Here is a 19,217-nt window from a genome sequence, read left to right as displayed (position 1 = left end):
TGCATGACGCAAGTCACGGTGAAAGAACTGGCCCAAGAGGTCGAGGCACCGGTAGAGCGCCTGCTGCAGCAGATGCGTGAGGCAGGTCTGCCGCACACCGACGCCGGTCAGGTAGTGACCGACAATGAGAAGCAGACCTTGCTGACTCATTTGAAGAGCAGCCACAAGAGCAAGGCGGAAGAGCCTCGCAAGATTACCTTGCAGCGCAAAACCACCAGCACCCTGCGTGTCGCCGGTAGCAAGAGCATCAGCGTAGAAGTACGCAAGAAGAAAGTATTCGTGCAGCGCAGCCCGGAAGAAATCCAGGCTGAGCAGAAGCGTGAGCTGGAAGAGCGCCGCGCGGCTGAAAACGCCGCTCGCGAGAAGGTCGAGGCCGAAGTTCGCCAGCGCAACGAAGAGCAGGCTCGCCGTCAGGCCGCCGAAACCGCTGCTGCAGCCCCTGCGCCTGCCGCCAAGCCAGAGGCGGCACCTGCCGCTGCCCCGGCCCCGGTAGTTGCCGACGCCCCGGCGTCCGAAGACGCCGCAGCCCGTGCTGCCGAGCGCAAGAAGGACGAAGCTCGTCGCAACGAAGGCCGCACCCGTGACGAAGACCGTCGTGGTGGCGAGCGTCGTGGCGAGGCCCCGCGCGTGTCGATCAAGGTCAAGGTCAAGGAGAAGGAAAAGGCTCCTACTCCTCGTGCCGCGCCGCGCACCACCGATGAAGAGAGCGATGGCGTACGCCGTGGCCGCGGTGGCAAGAGCAAGCTGAAGAAGCGCAACCAGCACGGCTTCCAGAACCCGACCGGTCCAGTCATCCGTGACGTGACCATCGGCGAGACCATCACCGTCTCGGAACTGGCCCAACAGATGTCGGTCAAGGCCGCTGAAGTGGTCAAGTTCATGTTCAAGCTGGGTACCCCGGTCACCATCAACCAGGTGCTCGACCAGGAAACCGCTCAGCTGGTCGCCGAAGAACTGGGCCACAAAGTGACCCTGGTCAGCGATACCGCCCTGGAAGACTCCCTGGCCGAATCGCTGAAGTTCGAAGGTGAAGTCGAATCGCGTGCGCCGGTCGTTACCGTCATGGGTCACGTTGACCACGGTAAGACCTCGCTGCTCGACTACATCCGTCGTGCCAAGGTTGCCGCTGGCGAAGCCGGTGGTATTACCCAGCACATCGGTGCCTACCACGTGGAAACCGACCGCGGCATGGTCACCTTCCTCGATACCCCAGGCCACGCTGCGTTCACCGCAATGCGTGCCCGTGGTGCCAAGGCTACCGACATCGTCATCCTGGTGGTGGCGGCGGACGACGGCGTGATGCCGCAAACCCGCGAAGCCGTTCAGCATGCCAAGGCAGCTGGCGTTCCGCTGGTGGTTGCAGTGAACAAGATCGACAAGCCGGGTGCCGATATCGATCGCATCCGCAACGAGCTTGCTGTCGAAGGCGTGACCTCCGAGGACTGGGGTGGTGATACTCCGTTCGTCAAGGTTTCGGCCAAGATGGGTACCGGCGTCGACGAACTGCTCGAGGCTGTACTGCTGCAGGCCGAGATCCTGGAACTGACCGCTACCCCGACCGCTCCAGGTCGTGGTGTGGTTGTCGAATCTCGCCTGGACAAGGGCCGTGGCCCGGTGGCGACCATCCTGGTTCAGGACGGTACCCTGCGTCAGGGCGACATGGTCCTGTGCGGATCCAACTATGGCCGCGTGCGCGCCATGCTCGACGAGAACGGCAAGCCTGTGAAGGAAGCCGGCCCTTCGATCCCGGTCGAAATCCTCGGCCTGGACGGTACCCCGGAAGCCGGTGACGAGCTGTCCGTGGTTGCCGACGAGAAGAAGGCCCGTGAAGTTGCCCTGTTCCGTCAAGGCAAGTACCGCGAGGTCAAGCTGGCCCGTGCTCACGCCGGCAAGCTGGAAAACATCTTCGAGACCATGGGTCAGGAAGAGAAGAAGACCCTCAACATCGTCCTCAAGACCGACGTGCGTGGTTCCCTGGAAGCACTGCAGGGTTCGCTGTCGGGCCTGGGCAACGACGAAGTTCAGGTGCGCGTGATCGGTGGCGGCGTCGGTGGTATCACCGAAAGCGACGCCAACCTGGCGCTGGCTTCGAATGCAGTACTGTTCGGCTTCAACGTGCGTGCCGATGCCGGCGCGCGCAAGATCGTCGAGCAGGAAGGTCTGGATATGCGTTACTACAACGTGATCTACGACATCATCGAAGACGTCAAGAAGGCCCTGACCGGCATGCTCGGCAGCGATGTTCGCGAGAACATCCTGGGTGTCGCCGAAGTACGTGACGTGTTCCGTTCGCCGAAGTTCGGCGCCATCGCTGGCTGTATGGTCATCGAGGGTACCGTGTACCGCAACCGTCCGATCCGCGTACTGCGCGAAGACGTTGTGATCTTCGAAGGCGAGCTGGAGTCGCTGCGTCGCTTCAAGGACGACGCCTCCGAAGTACGTAACGGCATGGAGTGCGGTATTGGCGTGAAGAGCTACAACGACGTCAAGGTCGGCGACAAGATCGAAGTCTTCGAGAAAGTCCAGGTTGCTCGTACCCTTTAAGGGTGAGCAGGGCGCCAGCCCCCGCCGCAGGGCGGTGGGCAGCGCCTCAGTAGGTAGCGCCCGGTCAGGCTTCAGCCTGACCGGGCGTTTGCCGCTTTAAGTTACAGGTAGCAAGAATGGCAAAAGAATATAGCCGTACCCAACGCATCGGCGACCAGATGCAGCGCGAGCTGTCGGAGCTGATCCGCCGTGAAGTCAAAGACCCGCGCGTCGGCCTGGTGACCATCACTGCCGTCGATGTCAGCCGTGATCTTGGCCACGCCAAGGTGTTCATCACCGTGATGGGCCAGGACGGCGCCGACGCCGTACCGCAGACCCTCAAGGCCCTGACCAGCGCCGCGAGCTTCCTGCGCCTGCACCTGGGCCGTGTGATGCAACTGCGCAGCGTGCCGCAACTGCACTTCCACTTCGACGAAAGCGTCAGCCGTGGTGCCCACCTGTCGGCACTGATCGAGCGCGCGGTCGCCGAAGACCGTCTGCACAAGGATGCCGACAAGCTGGACGCCGAGGAGTAAGCGGTGGCCCAGGTCAAACGTATCCGCCGCAACGTCAGCGGCATCATCCTGCTCGACAAGCCGCTGGGCTTCACCTCCAACGCCGCCCTGCAAAAGGTGCGCTGGCTGCTCAATGCGGAAAAGGCCGGTCACACCGGCAGCCTCGATCCGCTGGCAACCGGCGTGCTGCCGCTGTGCTTTGGCGAAGCGACCAAGTTTTCGCAGTACCTGCTCGATTCCGACAAGGGCTACGAAACGGTCATGCAGATGGGGCAGACTACCAACACCGGCGATGCCGAAGGTGAAGTGCTGCAGACCCGTGAGGTGACCGTTGGTCGCGCCGACATCGAGGCCCTGCTGCCGCGTTTTCGTGGCCAGATCAGCCAGATACCGCCGATGTACTCGGCGCTCAAGCGTGATGGCCAGCCGCTTTACAAGCTGGCACGTGCAGGAGAGGTAGTGGAGCGCGAGGCGCGTTCTGTTACTATTGGCCGCTTGGAGTTGCTCGAGTGCGAAGGCACCCGTGCAAGGCTGAGCGTAGGATGCAGCAAAGGCACCTATATCCGCACCCTGGTGGAGGATATCGGTGAGGCCCTTGGCTGTGGCGCCTATGTCGCCGAGCTGCGCAGGACCCAGGCCGGGCCTTTCGCGCTGGCACAGACGGTCACCCTCGAGGAACTCGAACAGGCCCACGCCGAAGGTGGCAACGAAGCGCTCGACCGCTTCCTGATGCCTTCGGACAGCGGCCTGCAGGACTGGCCACTGGTGTGCCTGTCCGAGCACAGTGCGTTTTACTGGCTGCATGGGCAGGCGGTACGCGCGCCGGACGCGCCGCAATTTGGCATGGTCCGGGTACAGGATCACAATGCGCGCTTCATCGGTATCGGTGAAGTGAGCGAAGACGGGCGCATTGCGCCGCGTCGGCTGATTCGGTCGGAATGACCGAAACCGCGGGGTCGGGCAATTGCCAGGCCCCACGGCACCAAGGGTGGCTGTCAGTAGGCACGGTCACACCTTTTTTATTAATACAGGGATTTGTCCCTGGCCTATTGGACCCCGCATGCGGGATCCGTTATCAGGAGAAGCCAAATGGCCCTCAGCGTTGAAGAAAAAGCTCAGATCGTTGCCGAATACCAGCAAGCCGCCGGCGATACCGGTAGCCCGGAAGTGCAGGTTGCTCTGCTGACCGCCAACATCAACAAGCTGCAAGGCCACTTCAAGGCCAACGATAAAGACCACCACTCCCGTCGTGGTCTGATCCGTATGGTCAACCAGCGTCGTAAGCTGCTGGACTACCTGAAGGGCAAAGACACCACTCGTTACAGCGCCCTGATCGGTCGCCTGGGTCTGCGTCGCTAATAGCGGCCTGGCCAGTGGTGTGCATGGCGTGTCGCAGGCTTCGGCAGGGCTGTTTTGCAGTGCTGCCGTTGGACACGCCACGCGTATCTCCGAGGTTGGCAGCCTGGCAATGCTGAGCGGATTTTCCGCTTGGTGCCAGGCTCCCAGCCTCGTGTTGTATCTGGACGGTCAATGGGGCCGATTCCCCGTTCTGCCCAAGAATTCGCAAGAAACCAGTTCCCCCAGAGCCACTGAAAAAGGTAGGAAACCGTGAACCCGGTAATCAAGACATTCCAGTTCGGTCAGTCGACCGTTACTCTCGAAACGGGCCGTATTGCCCGTCAGGCAACCGGCGCCGTGCTGGTTACCGTCGACAACGACGTCACCGTGCTGGTGACCGTGGTCGGTGCCAAACAGGCCGATCCAGGCAAGGGCTTCTTCCCGCTGTCGGTCCACTACCAGGAAAAGACCTACGCCGCCGGCAAGATCCCGGGTGGCTTCTTCAAGCGTGAAGGCCGTCCTTCCGAGAAAGAGACCCTGACCTCGCGCCTGATCGACCGTCCGATCCGTCCGCTGTTCCCGGAAGGCTTCATGAACGAAGTGCAGGTTGTCTGCACCGTGGTTTCCACCAGCAAGAAGACCGACCCGGACATCGCTGCGATGATCGGTACCTCGGCCGCCCTGGCCATCTCCGGCATTCCTTTCGAAGGCCCGATCGGCGCCGCTCGCGTTGCCTTCCACGAAAGCACCGGCTACCTGCTGAACCCGACCTACGAGCAACTGGCTGCCTCGAGCCTGGACATGGTCGTTGCCGGTACCGAATCGGCTGTACTGATGGTTGAGTCGGAAGCCAAAGAGCTGACCGAAGACCAGATGCTGGGCGCCGTGCTGTTCGCCCACGACGAATTCCAGGCCGTGATCCAGGCCGTCAAGGAACTGGCTGCCGAAGCCGGCAAGCCGACCTGGGACTGGCAGCCAGCCCCGGCCAACGTCGAGCTGATGAACCTGGTACGCGCCGAGTTCGGCGAAGCCGTTTCGCAGGCCTACACCATCACCCAGAAGGCTGACCGCTACAATCGCCTGGGCCAGCTGCGCGACGAGGCTGTTGCCCGTCTGAGCAACGAAGAGACCGGCCCGTCCGCCGGCGCCATCAAGGAAATCTTCGGCGAGCTGGAATACCGCACCGTCCGTGAGAACATCGTCAACGGCAAACCGCGTATCGACGGCCGTGACACCCGCACCGTGCGCCCGCTGAACATCGAAGTCGGCGTCTTGCCAAAGACTCACGGTTCGGCGCTGTTCACCCGTGGCGAAACCCAGGCCCTGGTCGTTGCGACCCTGGGTACTGCCCGTGACGCCCAGCTGCTGGACACCCTGGAAGGCGAGAAAAAAGACCCGTTCATGCTGCACTACAACTTCCCGCCATTCTCGGTGGGTGAGTGCGGTCGCATGGGCGGCGCTGGCCGTCGTGAAATCGGCCACGGCCGCCTGGCCCGTCGTGGCGTGCAGGCCATGCTGCCGAGCGACAGCGAGTTCCCGTACACCATCCGCGTGGTATCGGAAATCACCGAATCCAATGGTTCCAGCTCCATGGCTTCGGTCTGTGGTGCTTCCCTGGCCCTGATGGACGCTGGTGTACCGATGAAGGCACCGGTTGCCGGTATCGCCATGGGCCTGGTCAAGGAAGGTGACAAGTTCGCCGTCCTGACCGACATCCTGGGTGACGAAGACCACCTGGGCGACATGGACTTCAAGGTAGCCGGTACCGCCAAGGGTGTTACCGCGCTGCAGATGGACATCAAGATCAACGGTATCACCGAAGAGATCATGGAGATCGCCCTGGGCCAGGCCCTGGAAGCGCGCCTGAATATCCTCGGCCAGATGAACCAGATCATCGCCCAGTCGCGTAGCGAGCTGTCGGCCAACGCCCCGACCATGATCGCGATGAAGATCGACACCGACAAGATCCGTGACGTCATCGGTAAAGGCGGCGCCACCATTCGCGCCATCTGCGAAGAGACCAAGGCTTCGATCGACATCGAAGACGATGGCTCGATCAAGATCTTCGGCGAAACCAAGGAAGCGGCAGATGCTGCCAAGCAACGCATCCTGGGCATTACCGCCGAAGCCGAGATCGGCAAGATCTACGTCGGCAAGGTCGAGCGCATCGTCGACTTCGGTGCGTTCGTAAACATCCTGCCTGGCAAGGACGGCCTGGTGCACATCTCCATGCTGAGCGATGCTCGCGTCGAGAAAGTCACCGACATCCTGAAAGAAGGCCAGGAAGTCGAAGTACTGGTACTGGACGTGGATAACCGCGGCCGTATCAAGCTGTCGATCAAGGACGTTGCCGCGGCGAAGGCCTCGGGCGTCTAAGCGACCGCCACGCAACAGGAAAAGGGCCCTTCGGGGCCCTTTTTTCATGGGCGAAAGGGAACCTTTTGCGGACTTGCATCTTGCATGCAGGTTTACCGTGCAGATTGCAAAATGCACGACGACGGGAATGCTGGTTTTTCGCTAACTTATTGATTTGAAAGGAAACAAGCGAGACGGAAAAGCTGGCACAGCGCATGCAACTACCTCCATATCTGACGCCAGGACATACGGCGCAGACCTTTCGAAAAACAGGAGTGACTCACATGAAGAAGTTCGCCATTGCTGCCGCTACTGCTACCGCCCTGACCCTGACCATGGCTAACGGCGCATTCGCTGCGGAGCCAACCCAGGCTCCAGTCATGTTGGCTGCCAACACCGTGGATAACGCCAAGCAGGAAGGTTCCGACACCTGGATCACTACCAAGGTGAAAGCGGACCTGCTGACTGAAAAAGGTATTCCAGGCAGCGACATCAAAGTCGAGACCAGCCAAGGCGTCGTCTCGCTGTCGTCTGACGTGGCGATCACTCAATCCCAGAAAGAAGAAGCAGTACGCATCACCAAGAACATCAAAGGCGTAAAAAGCGTCATGTCTGACGGCCTGAAAGCCGAATAAGGAATGTCCCGTCGGCCAAACGGATTTGGCCACCTTCGCTCCGAGCCCCGGCTATTTGCCGGGGCTTTTCATTGGCGGCTAGTACACCGGGTTACGCGCGATCACATCACTCTCGAAGCATTCTTGCTCGACGATCAGCGGCTCGACCAATGGCCGGCTATCGCGAAAGTGCGCGGTCTGGGTATGCGCTTCATAGGCTGCATCGTCGCGGTAGATCTCGTACAGGTAGATCAACTCCGGGTCGACCCGGTCTTGCGACACATCGAATGCCAGGCAACCAGGTTCAGTGGCGACTGAGAGGCTGCGGCATTGACCTTGATCGCAGTGAGAAAATCCTCGGCGCAACCGGGCTTCACTCGGGTCTTGATGAACAGGCTATACACAAGGCTCTCCTTTTGTTTTAAATTCTCAACTGAATTGTATACAAAAATGGAGCTTCGCCAATGTCCGAATTGCCTGCACGCCCTGGTCGCCTGAACGGCCTGCGCCATATTGCCTTGTTGGTGCCCAACCTGGAGGAGTGCGAACGCTTCTACGTCGATGTGCTGGGCATGGAGGTGCTGAACCGCGCCAACGAAGACCTGGTATATCTCACTTGTGGTAACGACAACCTGTCGCTGGGGCGCGGGGCAGGGGCGGCCAATGGTTTGCAGACCCTGGACCACTATGGGTTCATCGTCGATAGCGTGGAGGAGCTGGAGGCCTGGTACCAGTATTTCAAGGCCCATGGCGTGACCCTGCTGGACCGGCCGTTCAACCATGGTGACGGGGCGCGCAGCTTCCACCTGCTGGACCCGGCAGGGAACAAGGTGCAGCCGTTGTACCACCCGGCGGTGTCGGGGCAGCGGTTGGTGTGAAGCCTGTACCGGCCTCTTCGCGGGCTTGCCCGCTCCCACAAGGACCGTACACAGTTCAAGGCCTGTGCAGTACCTGTGGGAGCGGGCAAGCCCGCGAAGAGGCCAGACCTGCTAGTAGAAGTTATTCGGCATCCAGATGCATCGGCGTCACCACCCGACCATCGCTCTCGGCCTGGCCCAGACTGGTATCGATGAAGTACACCCGGTCATCTTCCAGCTGGCCTTTGTCTACCAGGTAATCCTTGATGCTGCTGGCCCGCTCCTGGCCAAGTGTGCGCAGCAGCGCAGTACTTTCGGCCCAGGACTTGATCACCGCCTCGCGCAGCTTGGCGGTGCGCTCGTCGCGGCCCAGTTGCTCCCATTCCGCAGGCGGCTGTTGCTTCAGGCGGTTACGGTAGATGCCTTCGAGCATCGCCGGTTTTTCGCTGTCGTCGACCACCAGCATCGAGGCATTGGCCGGCACCTTGTCACCGCGGCGCTGCAGGATCTTGTACCAGGTGGCCTGGTACTCACGCTCCAGGCGCTGCTGGGCGATCAGCGGGCCGTCGCTGGCCTGGGCGCTGGTGCCTTCGATTTCCAGGCGCAGCTCCGGGCGTTCCTTCAGGGCCGACGCCAATTTGTCCAACGATGCCTGGGCGTCGCCACTAAGCTCGCTGGAGCCCGGGGCGAAGGACACATTGCCCAGATCTTCCGAGCCACCGCCGGCAACTAGCCCGCCAATGAACTTGAACGGCGCTTGCGCCGCACGCAACACCAGGTTGCGCAGGGTTTGCCAGACGATCGGCATCACGCTGAACTGCGGGTTGTTGAGGTCTCCAGATACTGGCAGCTCGATCGAGATCTTGCCTTCGGTATCCTTCAGCAGTGCCACCGCCAGGCGGATAGGGAGGTCCACTGCGTCCGGGCTGTCGACCTTCTCGCCCAACTGCAACTGCTCAACCACCACCTTGTTCTCGGCCTTCAGCTGGCCATTGGTGATCAGGTAATGCAGGTCGAGGTTGAGCCGGCCCTTGCGGATACGGAAGCCGGCGAACTTGCCGGAGTAGGGTGTGAGTGTGGTCAGCTCGACCCGCTTGAAGCTGGTGGCGATATCCAGGCTGGCCAGCGGGTTGAACGGGTTGAGGGCGCCTTTGATGGTGACCGGCGCGTAGCGGTCGACCTTACCCTTGACGTCGACCTTGGCCGGCACCGGCTTGCGATTGTCGATGGTGCCGATCCGGCCGCTCAGCTGCTGGATGGCCGTGGCGAAGTTGGGGGTGAGGGACAGGTCGGCGAAGTTGGCCGAGCCGTCGTTGATGTCGATCTGGCCGATGTGGATGCCTAGCGGCTTGTCGTTGCCGGCGGAGGCCGGCTTGGACTGGCTGGTCGCCGGGGCGCCGGCCGGCTGCGGGATCAGCAGGTCGTTGATGTTGGTCGTGCGGTCTTCGTTGATGATGAAACGCGCATAGGGTTGCAGCAGGGTCACTTTGTCGATCGACAGCGCATCGCCGTGCACGTAGGACAGGCCGTCGACGTTCACCTGTTGCCATTTGACGAAGTCACGGCTCTTGATGGTGTCGAGGGTGTGCAGCTGGCTGACCTGTGCCTTGCCGGTGACACTGAAGGCCAGTGGTGCGGTGTTCTTCAGGTCGACCTTGAGGTCGCTGGCGAGCATGCCGCTGCGCAGCTCCAGCAGGATGAACGGGCTGATATAGGCCTGGGCCACTCGCAGGTCGATATCGCGGGTGCTCACGTCCAGCTTGGCCCAGATGGGCGCCAGGTTGACCTGGCCGGCCGCCTGAAGCTTGCCTTGCTTGCCCACGCCGGTATCGAGCTTGAGGTTGAAGGGCGACTTGTTGAGACTGTCGAAACCTTGCAGGTCGGCGTTGAGCGGGCCGACGTCGAGGGCCACCGGCTCCTTCTGAGTACGGTCTGCCAGGTGCACCAGGTAGTTACGCAGTTGCACGTCCTTGAGCAGCACCTGCCAGGGTTTGCTCGGCTCCTTGGCGGCTTGCTGTTCGGGCGTGGGCTCGGCGGCGGCCGGTTCGGCCTTTTCCTTCGGCGTAGCCTTGGCCGGCTGGCTGGCGAACAGTTTCTGCCAGTCGAGCTGGCCGTCCTTTTCCAGCGCGGCCCAGGTTTCCAGTTTTTCGCTGCGGATCTTGCCCACGGTGACCAGCTGCTTGACCAGATCGACCGAGGTTTCGCTTACTTCCAGGCTGGCCAGGCGTGCCAGCGGGCGGCCATCCGGGGCCTTGATGGCAAACGGGGCGATGCGCACCGACGCGTTGTCCAGCAACAGTTCGGTCTGCTTGGCGAGGTTGAGCTTGTAGTGGGTGTCGAGGCTGACCACGCCGTCTTCCAGCACCAGTGGCACGGCATCGCGCACATAGGGCCAGAATGCCTTCATCTTGCCTTCGGTGATCTTCAGTGTGCCTTCAGAGGCGATTGGCGCCAGGCTAAGGGTGCCTTTCCAGTCGATGCGCCCGCCGTTGGGGCCGATGGCCACCAGGGTCATGTCGGCATTGTCGTTGGGCAGGGTGCTGAGGTTTTTCAGCTCCAGGTTCATGTTGTCGTAGAGGAACTCGATCGGCTCGCTCGGGCGCAGGTCCTCGAAGTGCAGGTAACCATCGCTGAGCTTGATGCTGCCGATGCGTAGCGGGAACGGGTCGCTGGGTGGCTCGTCAGGCTTGGCTTCGCTGGCTGGCAGTTTGAACAGGCGGGTCAGGTTGAGAGTACCGTCCTTGGCGAACAGCACTTCGTTGCGCGGTTTGACCAGTTCCACTGCGTCCAGGTGCAGGGCACCGCTCCATAGACTGTCGAGCGAAAGATTGGCGTACAGCCGGTCGAAGCCGACCTGCTCCTTGCCAGGCTCGCCGATCTGCAGGCCCCACAGTGTCAGCTCGAGGCTGAAGGGGTTGAGTTCGATCCGATCGAGGTGGGCAGGCACGGTTGCGTACTGGGCCAACTGTTGGTTGGCGATGCGCAGCGCGACACCGGGGAGAACGAAAAAGCCAAGAAGGCTGTAGAGGGCTACCAGGGCCAGCAGTGCGCCAGCGGCGCGAGTCAATCCTTTGTACATGTGTCGCTTCGTCTGTCTAAGCAGGAGAGCTTGGAGTATGGCACGTTAAATCAGTTCCGCTGAGGCGACCAGTTGACCTCATTCGATACCCATGCGCCGTTTGGCCCGGTGCGCCGAGCCGTCGCGCATCGCCCAGCGCAGTACTGGCGCAGTGCGTTGCAGGCCCAGGCGGATCATGCGCCGCTGCAACGGACCGTGCTGTAGCCCGAGCATGGTCTGGGCCCAGGCCGGCAGCAGGTCGATGCCGGCGTGTAGCATCAGCTTGCCCACCGGCTGTGCCAGGCGGCTGGGGGCGGGGGCATCGAGCAGGATGCCGACCACCTCATGGCTGCGGGCGTCGCAGTGCAACTGTGGGCGCATGTGCTGCAGATAGTCCTCGACCTGCTGGCACGAGCGCGGCACGTCGCGGGCGCCAAGGCGCTCGGCAATCAATGCGATCTCTGCGTAGTAGGCATCCTGCTCGGCGCGCGCTAGTTGCGGGTTGCGGTAACGCAGGTGGGCGGCGAGAAAGCTGCTGACTTCCGCCACGTGCACCCAGGTCAGCAGGTCAGGGTCGCTGGCCGCATATGGGCGGCCATCCGGCGCGGTGCCTGTCACCTGCAGGTGGATGGTGCGCACCTTGTCGATCAGCCACTCGGCATCGCGGGTGGCGCCGAAGGTGGTGCCGGAGATGAATTGGCTGGTGCGGCGCAGGCGGCCGAGCAGGTCTTCACGGAAGTTGGAATGGTCCCACACCCCGGCCAGGGCCAGTGGGTGCAGCAACTGCAGCATGAGGGCACTGATGCCACCGACCAGCATGCTCGGGAAGTCGCCATGTACCCGCCAGCTGATGCTGTGCGGGCCGAACAGGCCGGGGTCGCCTTTGGGCGATTCCAGGTCGAGCTGGCCGAGGGCCAGCCCTGTAAGGCTCATGACCTGGGTTTCGATGCGGCGGCGAAGGGCTTCCATGGCGACCTGTGGTTCAGGGCGGCCATGGGCAACGGCCGCCGGTTACTGGTTGAGGCGTTTGTCGATCAGGCCCTGCACCACGCTGGGGTCGGCCAGGGTCGAGGTATCGCCCAGGTTGTCGAGTTCGTTGCAGGCGATCTTGCGCAGTATACGCCGCATGATCTTGCCTGAGCGTGTCTTGGGCAGCGCCGGAGCCCACTGGATCAGCTCGGGTTTGGCGAAACTGCCGATTTCCTTGCTGACCAGGGCCAGTAGCTCGGCCTTGAGCGCGTCGTCCGGCGTTACACCATTCATCGGTGTGACGAAAGCGTAAACGCCTTGGCCCTTGAGGTCGTGGGGGTAACCGACCACCGCCGCTTCGGCAACGCTGTCATGCAGCACCAGCGCGCTTTCCACTTCGGCGGTACCGATACGGTGACCGGAAACGTTGATCACGTCATCGATACGCCCGGTGATCCAGTAGTCTCCATCGGCATCGCGGCGGGCACCGTCGCCGGTGAAGTAATAGCCGGGCATCGGCTTGAAGTAGGTGTCGACCATGCGCTGATGGTCGCCATAGACACTTCGGATCTGCCCGGGCCAGCTGGCCTTGATCGCCAGCAGGCCGGCACCGGGGCCCTCGATGAGCTTGCCCTTTTCGTCCAGCAGCACTGGTTGTACGCCGAACATGGGCTGGGTGGCACAGCCGGGCTTGAGCGACTGCGAGCCGGGCAGCGGGGTGAGCATGATGCCGCCTGTCTCGGTCTGCCACCAGGTATCGACGATGGGGCAGCGCTTTTGCCCGACTTCTTCGAAATACCACTCCCAGGCTTCCGGGTTGATCGGCTCGCCGACGCTGCCCAGCAGGCGCAGGCTCTGGCGTGAAGTACTCTGCAGCGGCGCGGAGCCCTCGCGCATCAGCGCGCGCAGGGCGGTCGGGGCGGTGTAGAAGATGTTCACCTTGTGTTTGTCCACCACTTGCCAGAAGCGCGAGGTGTCCGGGTAGTTGGGCACGCCTTCGAACATCAGCGAGATCGCGCCATTGGCCAGCGGACCATAGACGATGTAGCTGTGGCCGGTCACCCAGCCGACATCGGCGGTGCACCAGAACACCTCGCCATCACGGTAGTCGAACACCACCTTGAAGGTGAGGGTGGCCTGCAGCAGGTAGCCGCCGGTAGTGTGCAGCACGCCTTTGGGTTTGCCGGTGCTGCCGGAGGTGTAGAGGATGAACAGCGGGTCTTCTGCACCCATCGGCTCGGGAACGCAGTCGTCGCCGGCTTTTTCCGTTGCCTCGTGGTACCAGAGGTCACGGCCTTCGGCCCAGACGACATCGCCGCCGGTACGGCGCACCACGAATACGCTGCTGACCGCGGGGCAGCTGGCCAGGGCCTTGTCGACGTTCTGTTTCAGTGGGATGCGTTTGCCGCCGCGCACACCTTCATCGGCGGTGATCACCGTACGGCAGTCGGCATCGAGGATACGGTCGCGCAAGGCATCGGGCGAGAAGCCGCCGAACACCACCGAGTGGATGGCACCGATGCGGGTGCAGGCAAGCATGGCGAAGGCGGCCTCGGGGATCATCGGCATGTAGATGCACACCCTGTCGCCTTTCTTCACCCCGCGTGCTTTCAGTGCATTGGCCAGGCGGCAGACCTGGCGGTGCAGTTCGCGGTAGGTGATGGCCTTGGAATCCTTGGGGTCATCGCCTTCCCACAGCAGGGCGGTCTGTTCGCCGCGTCGGGCCAGGTGGCGGTCGATGCAGTTGTAGCTGACGTTGAGCTGGGCGCCGTCGAACCAGCGGGCGCTGCCGGTCTTCAGGTCGCATTGCTGCACGCTCGACCAGGGTTTGATCCATTCCAGGCGCTTGGCCTGTTCGGCCCAGAAGGTGTCGGGGTCATCCACCGACTGGCGGTAGAGGCGGCGGTACTCGTCGGGGGTGAGGGCGGCGGACTGGCTGACGGCCAGGGCCTGGGGGTAGTTGCGGATATCGAACATGGCGGGTGGTCCTGCTCTTGTAAGGGGCGATGGACTGCAACGGCTATTCGATAGGACAGTGTAGCTGGGAGAGGTGTTCAACCTGAGCCGGCCTCTTCGCGGGCGAGCCCGCGAAGAAGTTGGCGAAGGTTTCAGATCAACCGCGGTGACGGCCGCGGAAGTAGTTGATCAGGCCTTGGGTGGAACCATCTTCGGCGCTGTCTTCCAGGCTGCCGACCAGGCGTTGGTAAACGCCCTTGCCCAATTCTTTGCCCAGCTCCACGCCCCACTGGTCGAAAGCGTTGATGCCCCAGATCACGCTCTGCACGAACACCTTGTGCTCGTACATCGCCACCAGCGCGCCCAGGCGGCGCGGGCTGATGCGTTCCACCACCAGGGTGTTGCTCGGGCGGTTGCCCGGGATCACCTTGTGCGGGGCCAGCTTTTCGATGTCCGCTTCGTTCAGGCCTTTGCCACGCAGCTCTGCCTCGGCTTCCTCGCGGGTTTTGCCCAACATCAGCGCCTGGCTCTGCGACAGGCAGTTGGCGTACAGCCACTGATGATGGTCGGCCACCGGGTTGAAGCTCACCACCGGCACGATGAAGTCGGCCGGAATCAGCTGAGTGCCCTGGTGCAGCAGCTGGTGGTAGGCATGCTGGCCGTTGCAGCCGACGCCGCCCCAGATAACCGGACCGGTGTCGGTCTTCACCGGGGTGCCGTCCTGCAGCACGCTCTTGCCGTTGGACTCCATGTCCAGCTGTTGCAGGTGCTTGGTGATGTTGCGCAGGTAGTGGTCGTACGGCAGGATCGCGTGACTCTGGGCGCCCCAGAAGTTGCCGTACCACACGCCCAGCAGGGCCAGCAGCACCGGCATGTTCTTGTCGAACGGCGCGGTCTGGAAGTGCTGGTCCATGGTGTAGGCACCGGACAGCAGTTCCTTGAAGTTGGCGGTACCGATGGCCAGGGCGATCGGCAGGCCGATGGCCGACCACAGCGAGTAGCGCCCGCCCACCCAGTCCCACATCGGGAAGATGTTTTCTTCGCGGATGCCGAAGGCCACGGCGGCGGCCTTGTTACTGGAAACGGCGATGAAGTGGCGATACAGCTCGGCTTCCGAGCCGCCCTGGGCCAGGTACCAGGTACGCGCGGCCATTGCGTTCTTCAAGGTCTCGAGGGTGTTGAACGACTTCGACGAGACGATGAACAGGGTGGTTTCGGCGCGCAGGTTGGCCGACAGCTCGTGGAACTCACTGCCGTCGATGTTCGCCAGGTAGTGGCAGCGCACGCCGCGCTGGGCGTAGGGCAGCAGCGCCTCGGACACCAGTTCGGGGCCGAGGAACGAGCCGCCGATGCCGATGTTGACCACGTCGGTGATCGGTTTTTCGCTGTAGCCGCGCCACAGCCCGTCGTGAATGCGGCCGACCAGTTCGGTGATCTGGTTGAGTACCTTGTGTACTTCCGGCATGACGTTCACGCCGTTGACGCTGAGCTTGTCGCCTACCGGCCGGCGCAGGGCGGTGTGCAGCACCGGGCGACCTTCGGAGGCGTTGATGATTTCGCCACTGAACATCGACTTGATGGCGTCCTGCAGGCCCACTTCGTTGGCCAGGTTCACGAGCAGGTCGCGGCTTTGTTCGGTGATCAGGTTTTTCGAGTAGTCGAGGAACAGGCCGCAGCAGCTCAAGGAAAACTGCTCGAAGCGCTTGGTATCGGCGGCGAAGGCTTCGCGCATGCTGAAACCTTGCATGGCGTCGCGGTGTTGCTGAAGCGCCTGCCAGGCGGGCAGGGCCGTGACATCGTGGGGTGTACGGTAATACGCCATTGCGCGGGGTTCCCTTGGTGCGTGATGAGACCTTGGACACGGCACTCATTGCCGGGTTCAGGCTGGCACCATTATAGGCAAAGGCCACTTGCAGGGAATGGGTAAGGCGGGGGAATTTGGGGGAAGCAACTGTCTTGTATTGCCTGTACTGGCCTCATCGCCGGCAAGCCAGCTCCCACAGGGATAGCGCATGGCTCGAGGCCGATGCGGTCGGGGTGGGAGATTCTATGGTTTTAGGGAAGTTTTTTAAGCGGCTTTTGACCGATACTCATCTCCGCTTTTCAGTAGGGCAAATACTACTCGCGCCAATTTGCGTGCGAGCATGACAAGCGATGCTGTCGTGCTAAAACCACGTGCCAGGCGCTCTTCGTAGTACGATTTCCATACTGCCGTGCGGCATGCCGACATGGCTGCGTTGTGAAGGAGGCGTCGAGCTTCGGGGTCTCCTCGCTTCGTGAGCTTGGATTGCCCTTTTTTCTGCCCCGACTGCGCAATCCTCAGATCCATACCCAAAAAGGCGATAAACGCATCACCCCCGCTGAAGTTGCCACGCTGAAACGTCGCAGTCAGGCGTGCAGCCGTTAGAAAACCAATCCCCTCGACCTTCATGCAGCGCTTTACCTGAGGCATCAGTCCGGCCTTTTCCAGCAGACCCTTGATCATCTTCTCCACCAGCAGCTCAAGCCGCTGCATCGCACGCAGATGTGTCTTGAAGGCGGCTCTAAGTAGCGGTTCATTAGCCCATCCCTGAGACAGGCTGGTTCGTGCCTGGACCAGTCCCGCACGTCGCCGAAACAGGCTCAGAAGTTGTCGATAGATAGCCGGTGGCGGCGCCCAAGGCGTAAGGTCCTGTCCTTCGTTCTTCAGATAGCGGGCCAACAGCTGGGCATCAATTGCATCTGTCTTAGCGCGTACGTTGACGCCTTTGCGGTAATGGCTGAGGGCGTAACCATCTACCACGTAGATCGTATGCCCAAACTCAAAGGCCAGATCCGTAAACAGAACGTGATAAATGTTGGTCGCCTCGATGGCCACGGACATCGCACCCGAGAGGCCTTTGAGCCATTTCTTAATAGCTGCTTTGGTATTGGGGATTGCTATGAGCTCTGCTGATTCATCGTCCCAGATGACCAGTTCCGCTTTGGCCACATCCACGCCAATCAGCCGCTTTGAATCAGCAACCACCATTGCCATGAGCAACTCTCCTCGATAGTGTTGAAGCACTTGAAGGGTCACCCAGAGGCGCTGGCTTGTGTCTTTCGTCGGTCTGAGCCCGGAAGCATTCTTTATCGGCGCTTGGGTGAAAAGGGAGGAGGGGCGAGATCTCCCACGGTCTGTACTGCGCTAACAGTCAGAAGCTGGCTTTGTCCCTCCTCCTCCCTTCAAGTCTAACCATACAAGCTGGCTTGCCGGCGAATGGGCTGCAAGGCAGCCCCGGGCCGTTACGCGGTCTTCTCTTCCAGATGAAGGTACAGGTTGTCGATCAACCGTGTGTTACCCAGGTAAGCCGCCGCAATCACCACCAGATCACGATCATCGATCATCGCGGGTCGCAGGCTTACCGCATGACGCACCTCAAGGTAATCCGGGCGGAAACCCGCGGCGGTCAACTGCGCCTTGCCTTCGGCAACCAGTGCGGCAAAGTCCCGCTGGCCATGGCGGATGGCTCCAGCGATATGCTGCAGCGTGCGGTACAGCGCAGGTGCCGTAGCACGCTGCTCCGGCGTGAGGTAGCCGTTACGCGACGACAGCGCCAGGCCGTCCTCGGCCCGCACGGTGGGCTCGCCGATGATCTGGATCGGCATGTTCAGGTCGCGCACCATGGCGCGGATCACCGCCAGCTGCTGGAAGTCCTTTTCACCGAACACGGCAAGGTCGGGCTGGACCATGTTGAACAGCTTGCTGACCACGGTGGCTACGCCTTCGAAATGACCGGGCCGGCTGGCGCCGCACAGGCCTTCGGAAAGGTGGGGTACGCTGACGCGGGTTTGCACGCTCATGCCGTCGGGGTACATCTCTTCGACGCTGGGCGCGAACAGCAGATTGCAGCCAGCCTGGAGCAGGCGCTCCTGGTCGGCGGCCAGGGTGCGCGGGTACTTGTCGAGGTCTTCGTTGGCGCCGAACTGCAGCGGGTTGACGAAGATGCTGGCGACCACGAAATCGGCGCGCTGTGCAGCCTTGGTCACCAGGGCGGCATGGCCGCTGTGCAGGTTGCCCATGGTAGGCACGAAGCCGATGCGCTTGCCTTCACCGCGGGCGCGGGCGACTGCGGCGCGCAGTTCACGGACGGTCTTGACTGTATTCATGCACTGAACCCGTGTTCGCTGCCTGGGAAGCTGACTTGCTTGACCGCCTCGACGTAAGCGACGAGGGCGCTGTGGATATCCGGCTGGCCTTGCATGAAGTTCTTCACGAACTTCGGTACGCGACCGCTCAGCGACAGGCCGAGCATGTCGTGCAGGACCAGGACCTGGCCATCGGTGCCGTTGCCAGCCCCAATGCCGATCACCGGGATGGATACGGCACTGGTGATTTCCGCCGCCAGTTCGCTGGGCACGCATTCGAGCAGCAGCATGGCTGCACCGGCCTGTTCCAGGGCGATCGCGTCGGCGCGCATCTGCCGGGCCTGGGCTTCCTGGCGGCCCTGGACCTTGTAGCCGCCCATCACGTTGACAGTCTGCGGTGTCAGGCCCATGTGCGCGCATACTGGCACGCCACGCTCGGCCAGCAGGCGGATGGTCTCGGCCAGCCAGGCAGCGCCTTCGATCTTGATCATGTGGGCGCCGGCCTGCATCAGCGTGGCGCTGTTGGCAAAGGCCAGCTCTGGTGTAGCGTGCGCCATGAACGGCAGGTCGGCAAGGATCAGCGCACCGTCGTTGCCACGTTTAACGCTGGCTGTATGGTAGGCCATGTCTGCGGTGGTCACCGGCAGTGTGCTGTCGTGGCCTTGCAGGACCATGCCCAGCGAGTCGCCCACCAGCAACACTTCGACACCGGCCTGGCTGGCAGCCTTGGCGAAGGTCGCGTCGTAGCAGGTCAGCATGGTGATTTTTTCACCCTTGGCCTTGAGGCCATTGAGGGTGGTCAGGGTTACTTCAGGCATGTAGGAAATTCCTCGTTCAGGCGCTGTAAGAAACGACTGCATTCAACGCGTGTAGTCATTTTCCGGAGCGGCACATCATCGCGCGTGATGTTCGGGCACAGGTCCGT

At 62.0% G+C, this 19,217-nt stretch carries 14 protein-coding genes and 1 pseudogene; 7 read left to right on the top strand and 8 right to left on the bottom strand.

Translation table 11 applies throughout. From position 1 onward, the window contains the following. Positions 1-3: 3 nt before the first annotated feature. The 6 genes from infB (at position 4) to NY023_RS23865 (ending at position 7,366) form a co-directional block, all read left to right on the top strand. Positions 4-2,544, top strand: a complete 2,541-nt coding sequence (infB, locus tag NY023_RS23890) for a translation initiation factor IF-2 (RefSeq protein ID WP_024087764.1) — start codon at positions 4-6, stop codon at positions 2,542-2,544. A 116-nt stretch (positions 2,545-2,660) separates the two neighbouring features. Then, positions 2,661-3,059 carry a 30S ribosome-binding factor RbfA gene (gene rbfA, locus NY023_RS23885; RefSeq protein WP_003258061.1) on the top strand — a complete coding sequence of 133 codons (399 nt, stop codon included), beginning with the start codon at positions 2,661-2,663 and terminating at the stop codon, positions 3,057-3,059. A gap of 3 nt (positions 3,060-3,062) precedes the next feature. Further along, the gene (gene truB / locus NY023_RS23880; protein WP_013974284.1) at positions 3,063-3,980 is read left to right on the top strand and encodes a tRNA pseudouridine(55) synthase TruB; all 918 of its coding nucleotides are present in this window, start codon (positions 3,063-3,065) and stop codon (positions 3,978-3,980) included. 147 nt (positions 3,981-4,127) lie between these two features. Next, a complete protein-coding gene (gene rpsO, locus NY023_RS23875) occupies positions 4,128-4,397 on the top strand; it encodes a 30S ribosomal protein S15 (RefSeq protein ID WP_003249971.1) in 270 nt (89 codons plus the stop codon). Between the two features lie 249 nt (positions 4,398-4,646). Continuing rightward, the gene (gene pnp / locus NY023_RS23870) at positions 4,647-6,752 is read left to right on the top strand and encodes a polyribonucleotide nucleotidyltransferase (RefSeq protein WP_013974283.1); all 2,106 of its coding nucleotides are present in this window, start codon (positions 4,647-4,649) and stop codon (positions 6,750-6,752) included. Positions 6,753-7,015: 263 nt separating this feature from the next. Beyond that, positions 7,016-7,366: a BON domain-containing protein gene (locus NY023_RS23865; RefSeq protein WP_013974282.1), complete on the top strand. Its 351-nt coding sequence runs from the start codon at positions 7,016-7,018 to the stop codon at positions 7,364-7,366. 78 nt (positions 7,367-7,444) lie between these two features. Here NY023_RS23865 and NY023_RS23860 read toward each other — a convergent pair. Further along, positions 7,445-7,749: pseudogene (locus tag NY023_RS23860) on the bottom strand (putative quinol monooxygenase). A gap of 60 nt (positions 7,750-7,809) precedes the next feature. Between NY023_RS23860 and NY023_RS23855 the strand changes: the two are divergent. Continuing rightward, positions 7,810-8,223, top strand: coding sequence for a VOC family protein (locus NY023_RS23855; protein ID WP_010955354.1), 414 nt, complete (start codon positions 7,810-7,812; stop codon positions 8,221-8,223). Positions 8,224-8,344: 121 nt separating this feature from the next. Here NY023_RS23855 and NY023_RS23850 read toward each other — a convergent pair whose 3' ends face one another. The 7 genes from NY023_RS23850 to panB all read right to left on the bottom strand — a co-directional run bounded on the left by NY023_RS23850 (position 8,345) and on the right by panB (position 19,110). After that, complete coding sequence (locus NY023_RS23850) at positions 8,345-11,281, bottom strand: DUF748 domain-containing protein (RefSeq protein ID WP_013974280.1); 2,937 nt, start codon at positions 11,279-11,281, stop codon at positions 8,345-8,347. Positions 11,282-11,359: 78 nt separating this feature from the next. Next, a complete protein-coding gene (locus NY023_RS23845; protein WP_013974279.1) occupies positions 11,360-12,229 on the bottom strand; it encodes an oxygenase MpaB family protein in 870 nt (289 codons plus the stop codon). 42 nt (positions 12,230-12,271) lie between these two features. Then, the gene (acs, locus tag NY023_RS23840) at positions 12,272-14,206 is read right to left on the bottom strand and encodes an acetate--CoA ligase (protein ID WP_013974278.1); all 1,935 of its coding nucleotides are present in this window, start codon (positions 14,204-14,206) and stop codon (positions 12,272-12,274) included. Positions 14,207-14,342: 136 nt separating this feature from the next. Then, entirely contained in the window at positions 14,343-16,007 is a 1,665-nt protein-coding gene (pgi, locus tag NY023_RS23835; protein WP_024087758.1) for a glucose-6-phosphate isomerase, read from the bottom strand. 246 nt (positions 16,008-16,253) lie between these two features. Next, positions 16,254-17,201, bottom strand: a complete 948-nt coding sequence (locus tag NY023_RS23830; protein WP_038408539.1) for an IS110 family transposase — start codon at positions 17,199-17,201, stop codon at positions 16,254-16,256. Between the two features lie 248 nt (positions 17,202-17,449). After that, entirely contained in the window at positions 17,450-18,313 is an 864-nt protein-coding gene (gene panC / locus NY023_RS23825; RefSeq protein WP_013974275.1) for a pantoate--beta-alanine ligase, read from the bottom strand. Further along, the gene (panB, locus tag NY023_RS23820; protein ID WP_023661348.1) at positions 18,310-19,110 is read right to left on the bottom strand and encodes a 3-methyl-2-oxobutanoate hydroxymethyltransferase; all 801 of its coding nucleotides are present in this window, start codon (positions 19,108-19,110) and stop codon (positions 18,310-18,312) included. The genes panC and panB overlap by 4 nt, the downstream gene beginning before the upstream one ends. Positions 19,111-19,217: the final 107 nt, after the last annotated feature.

The organism is Pseudomonas sp. NBB, assembly GCF_032701105.1.
GTDB lineage: Bacteria > Pseudomonadota > Gammaproteobacteria > Pseudomonadales > Pseudomonadaceae > Aquipseudomonas > Aquipseudomonas asiatica.
Note: the sequence above shows the minus strand (reverse complement) of the source record. Positions and strands in the feature narration are given on the sequence as shown.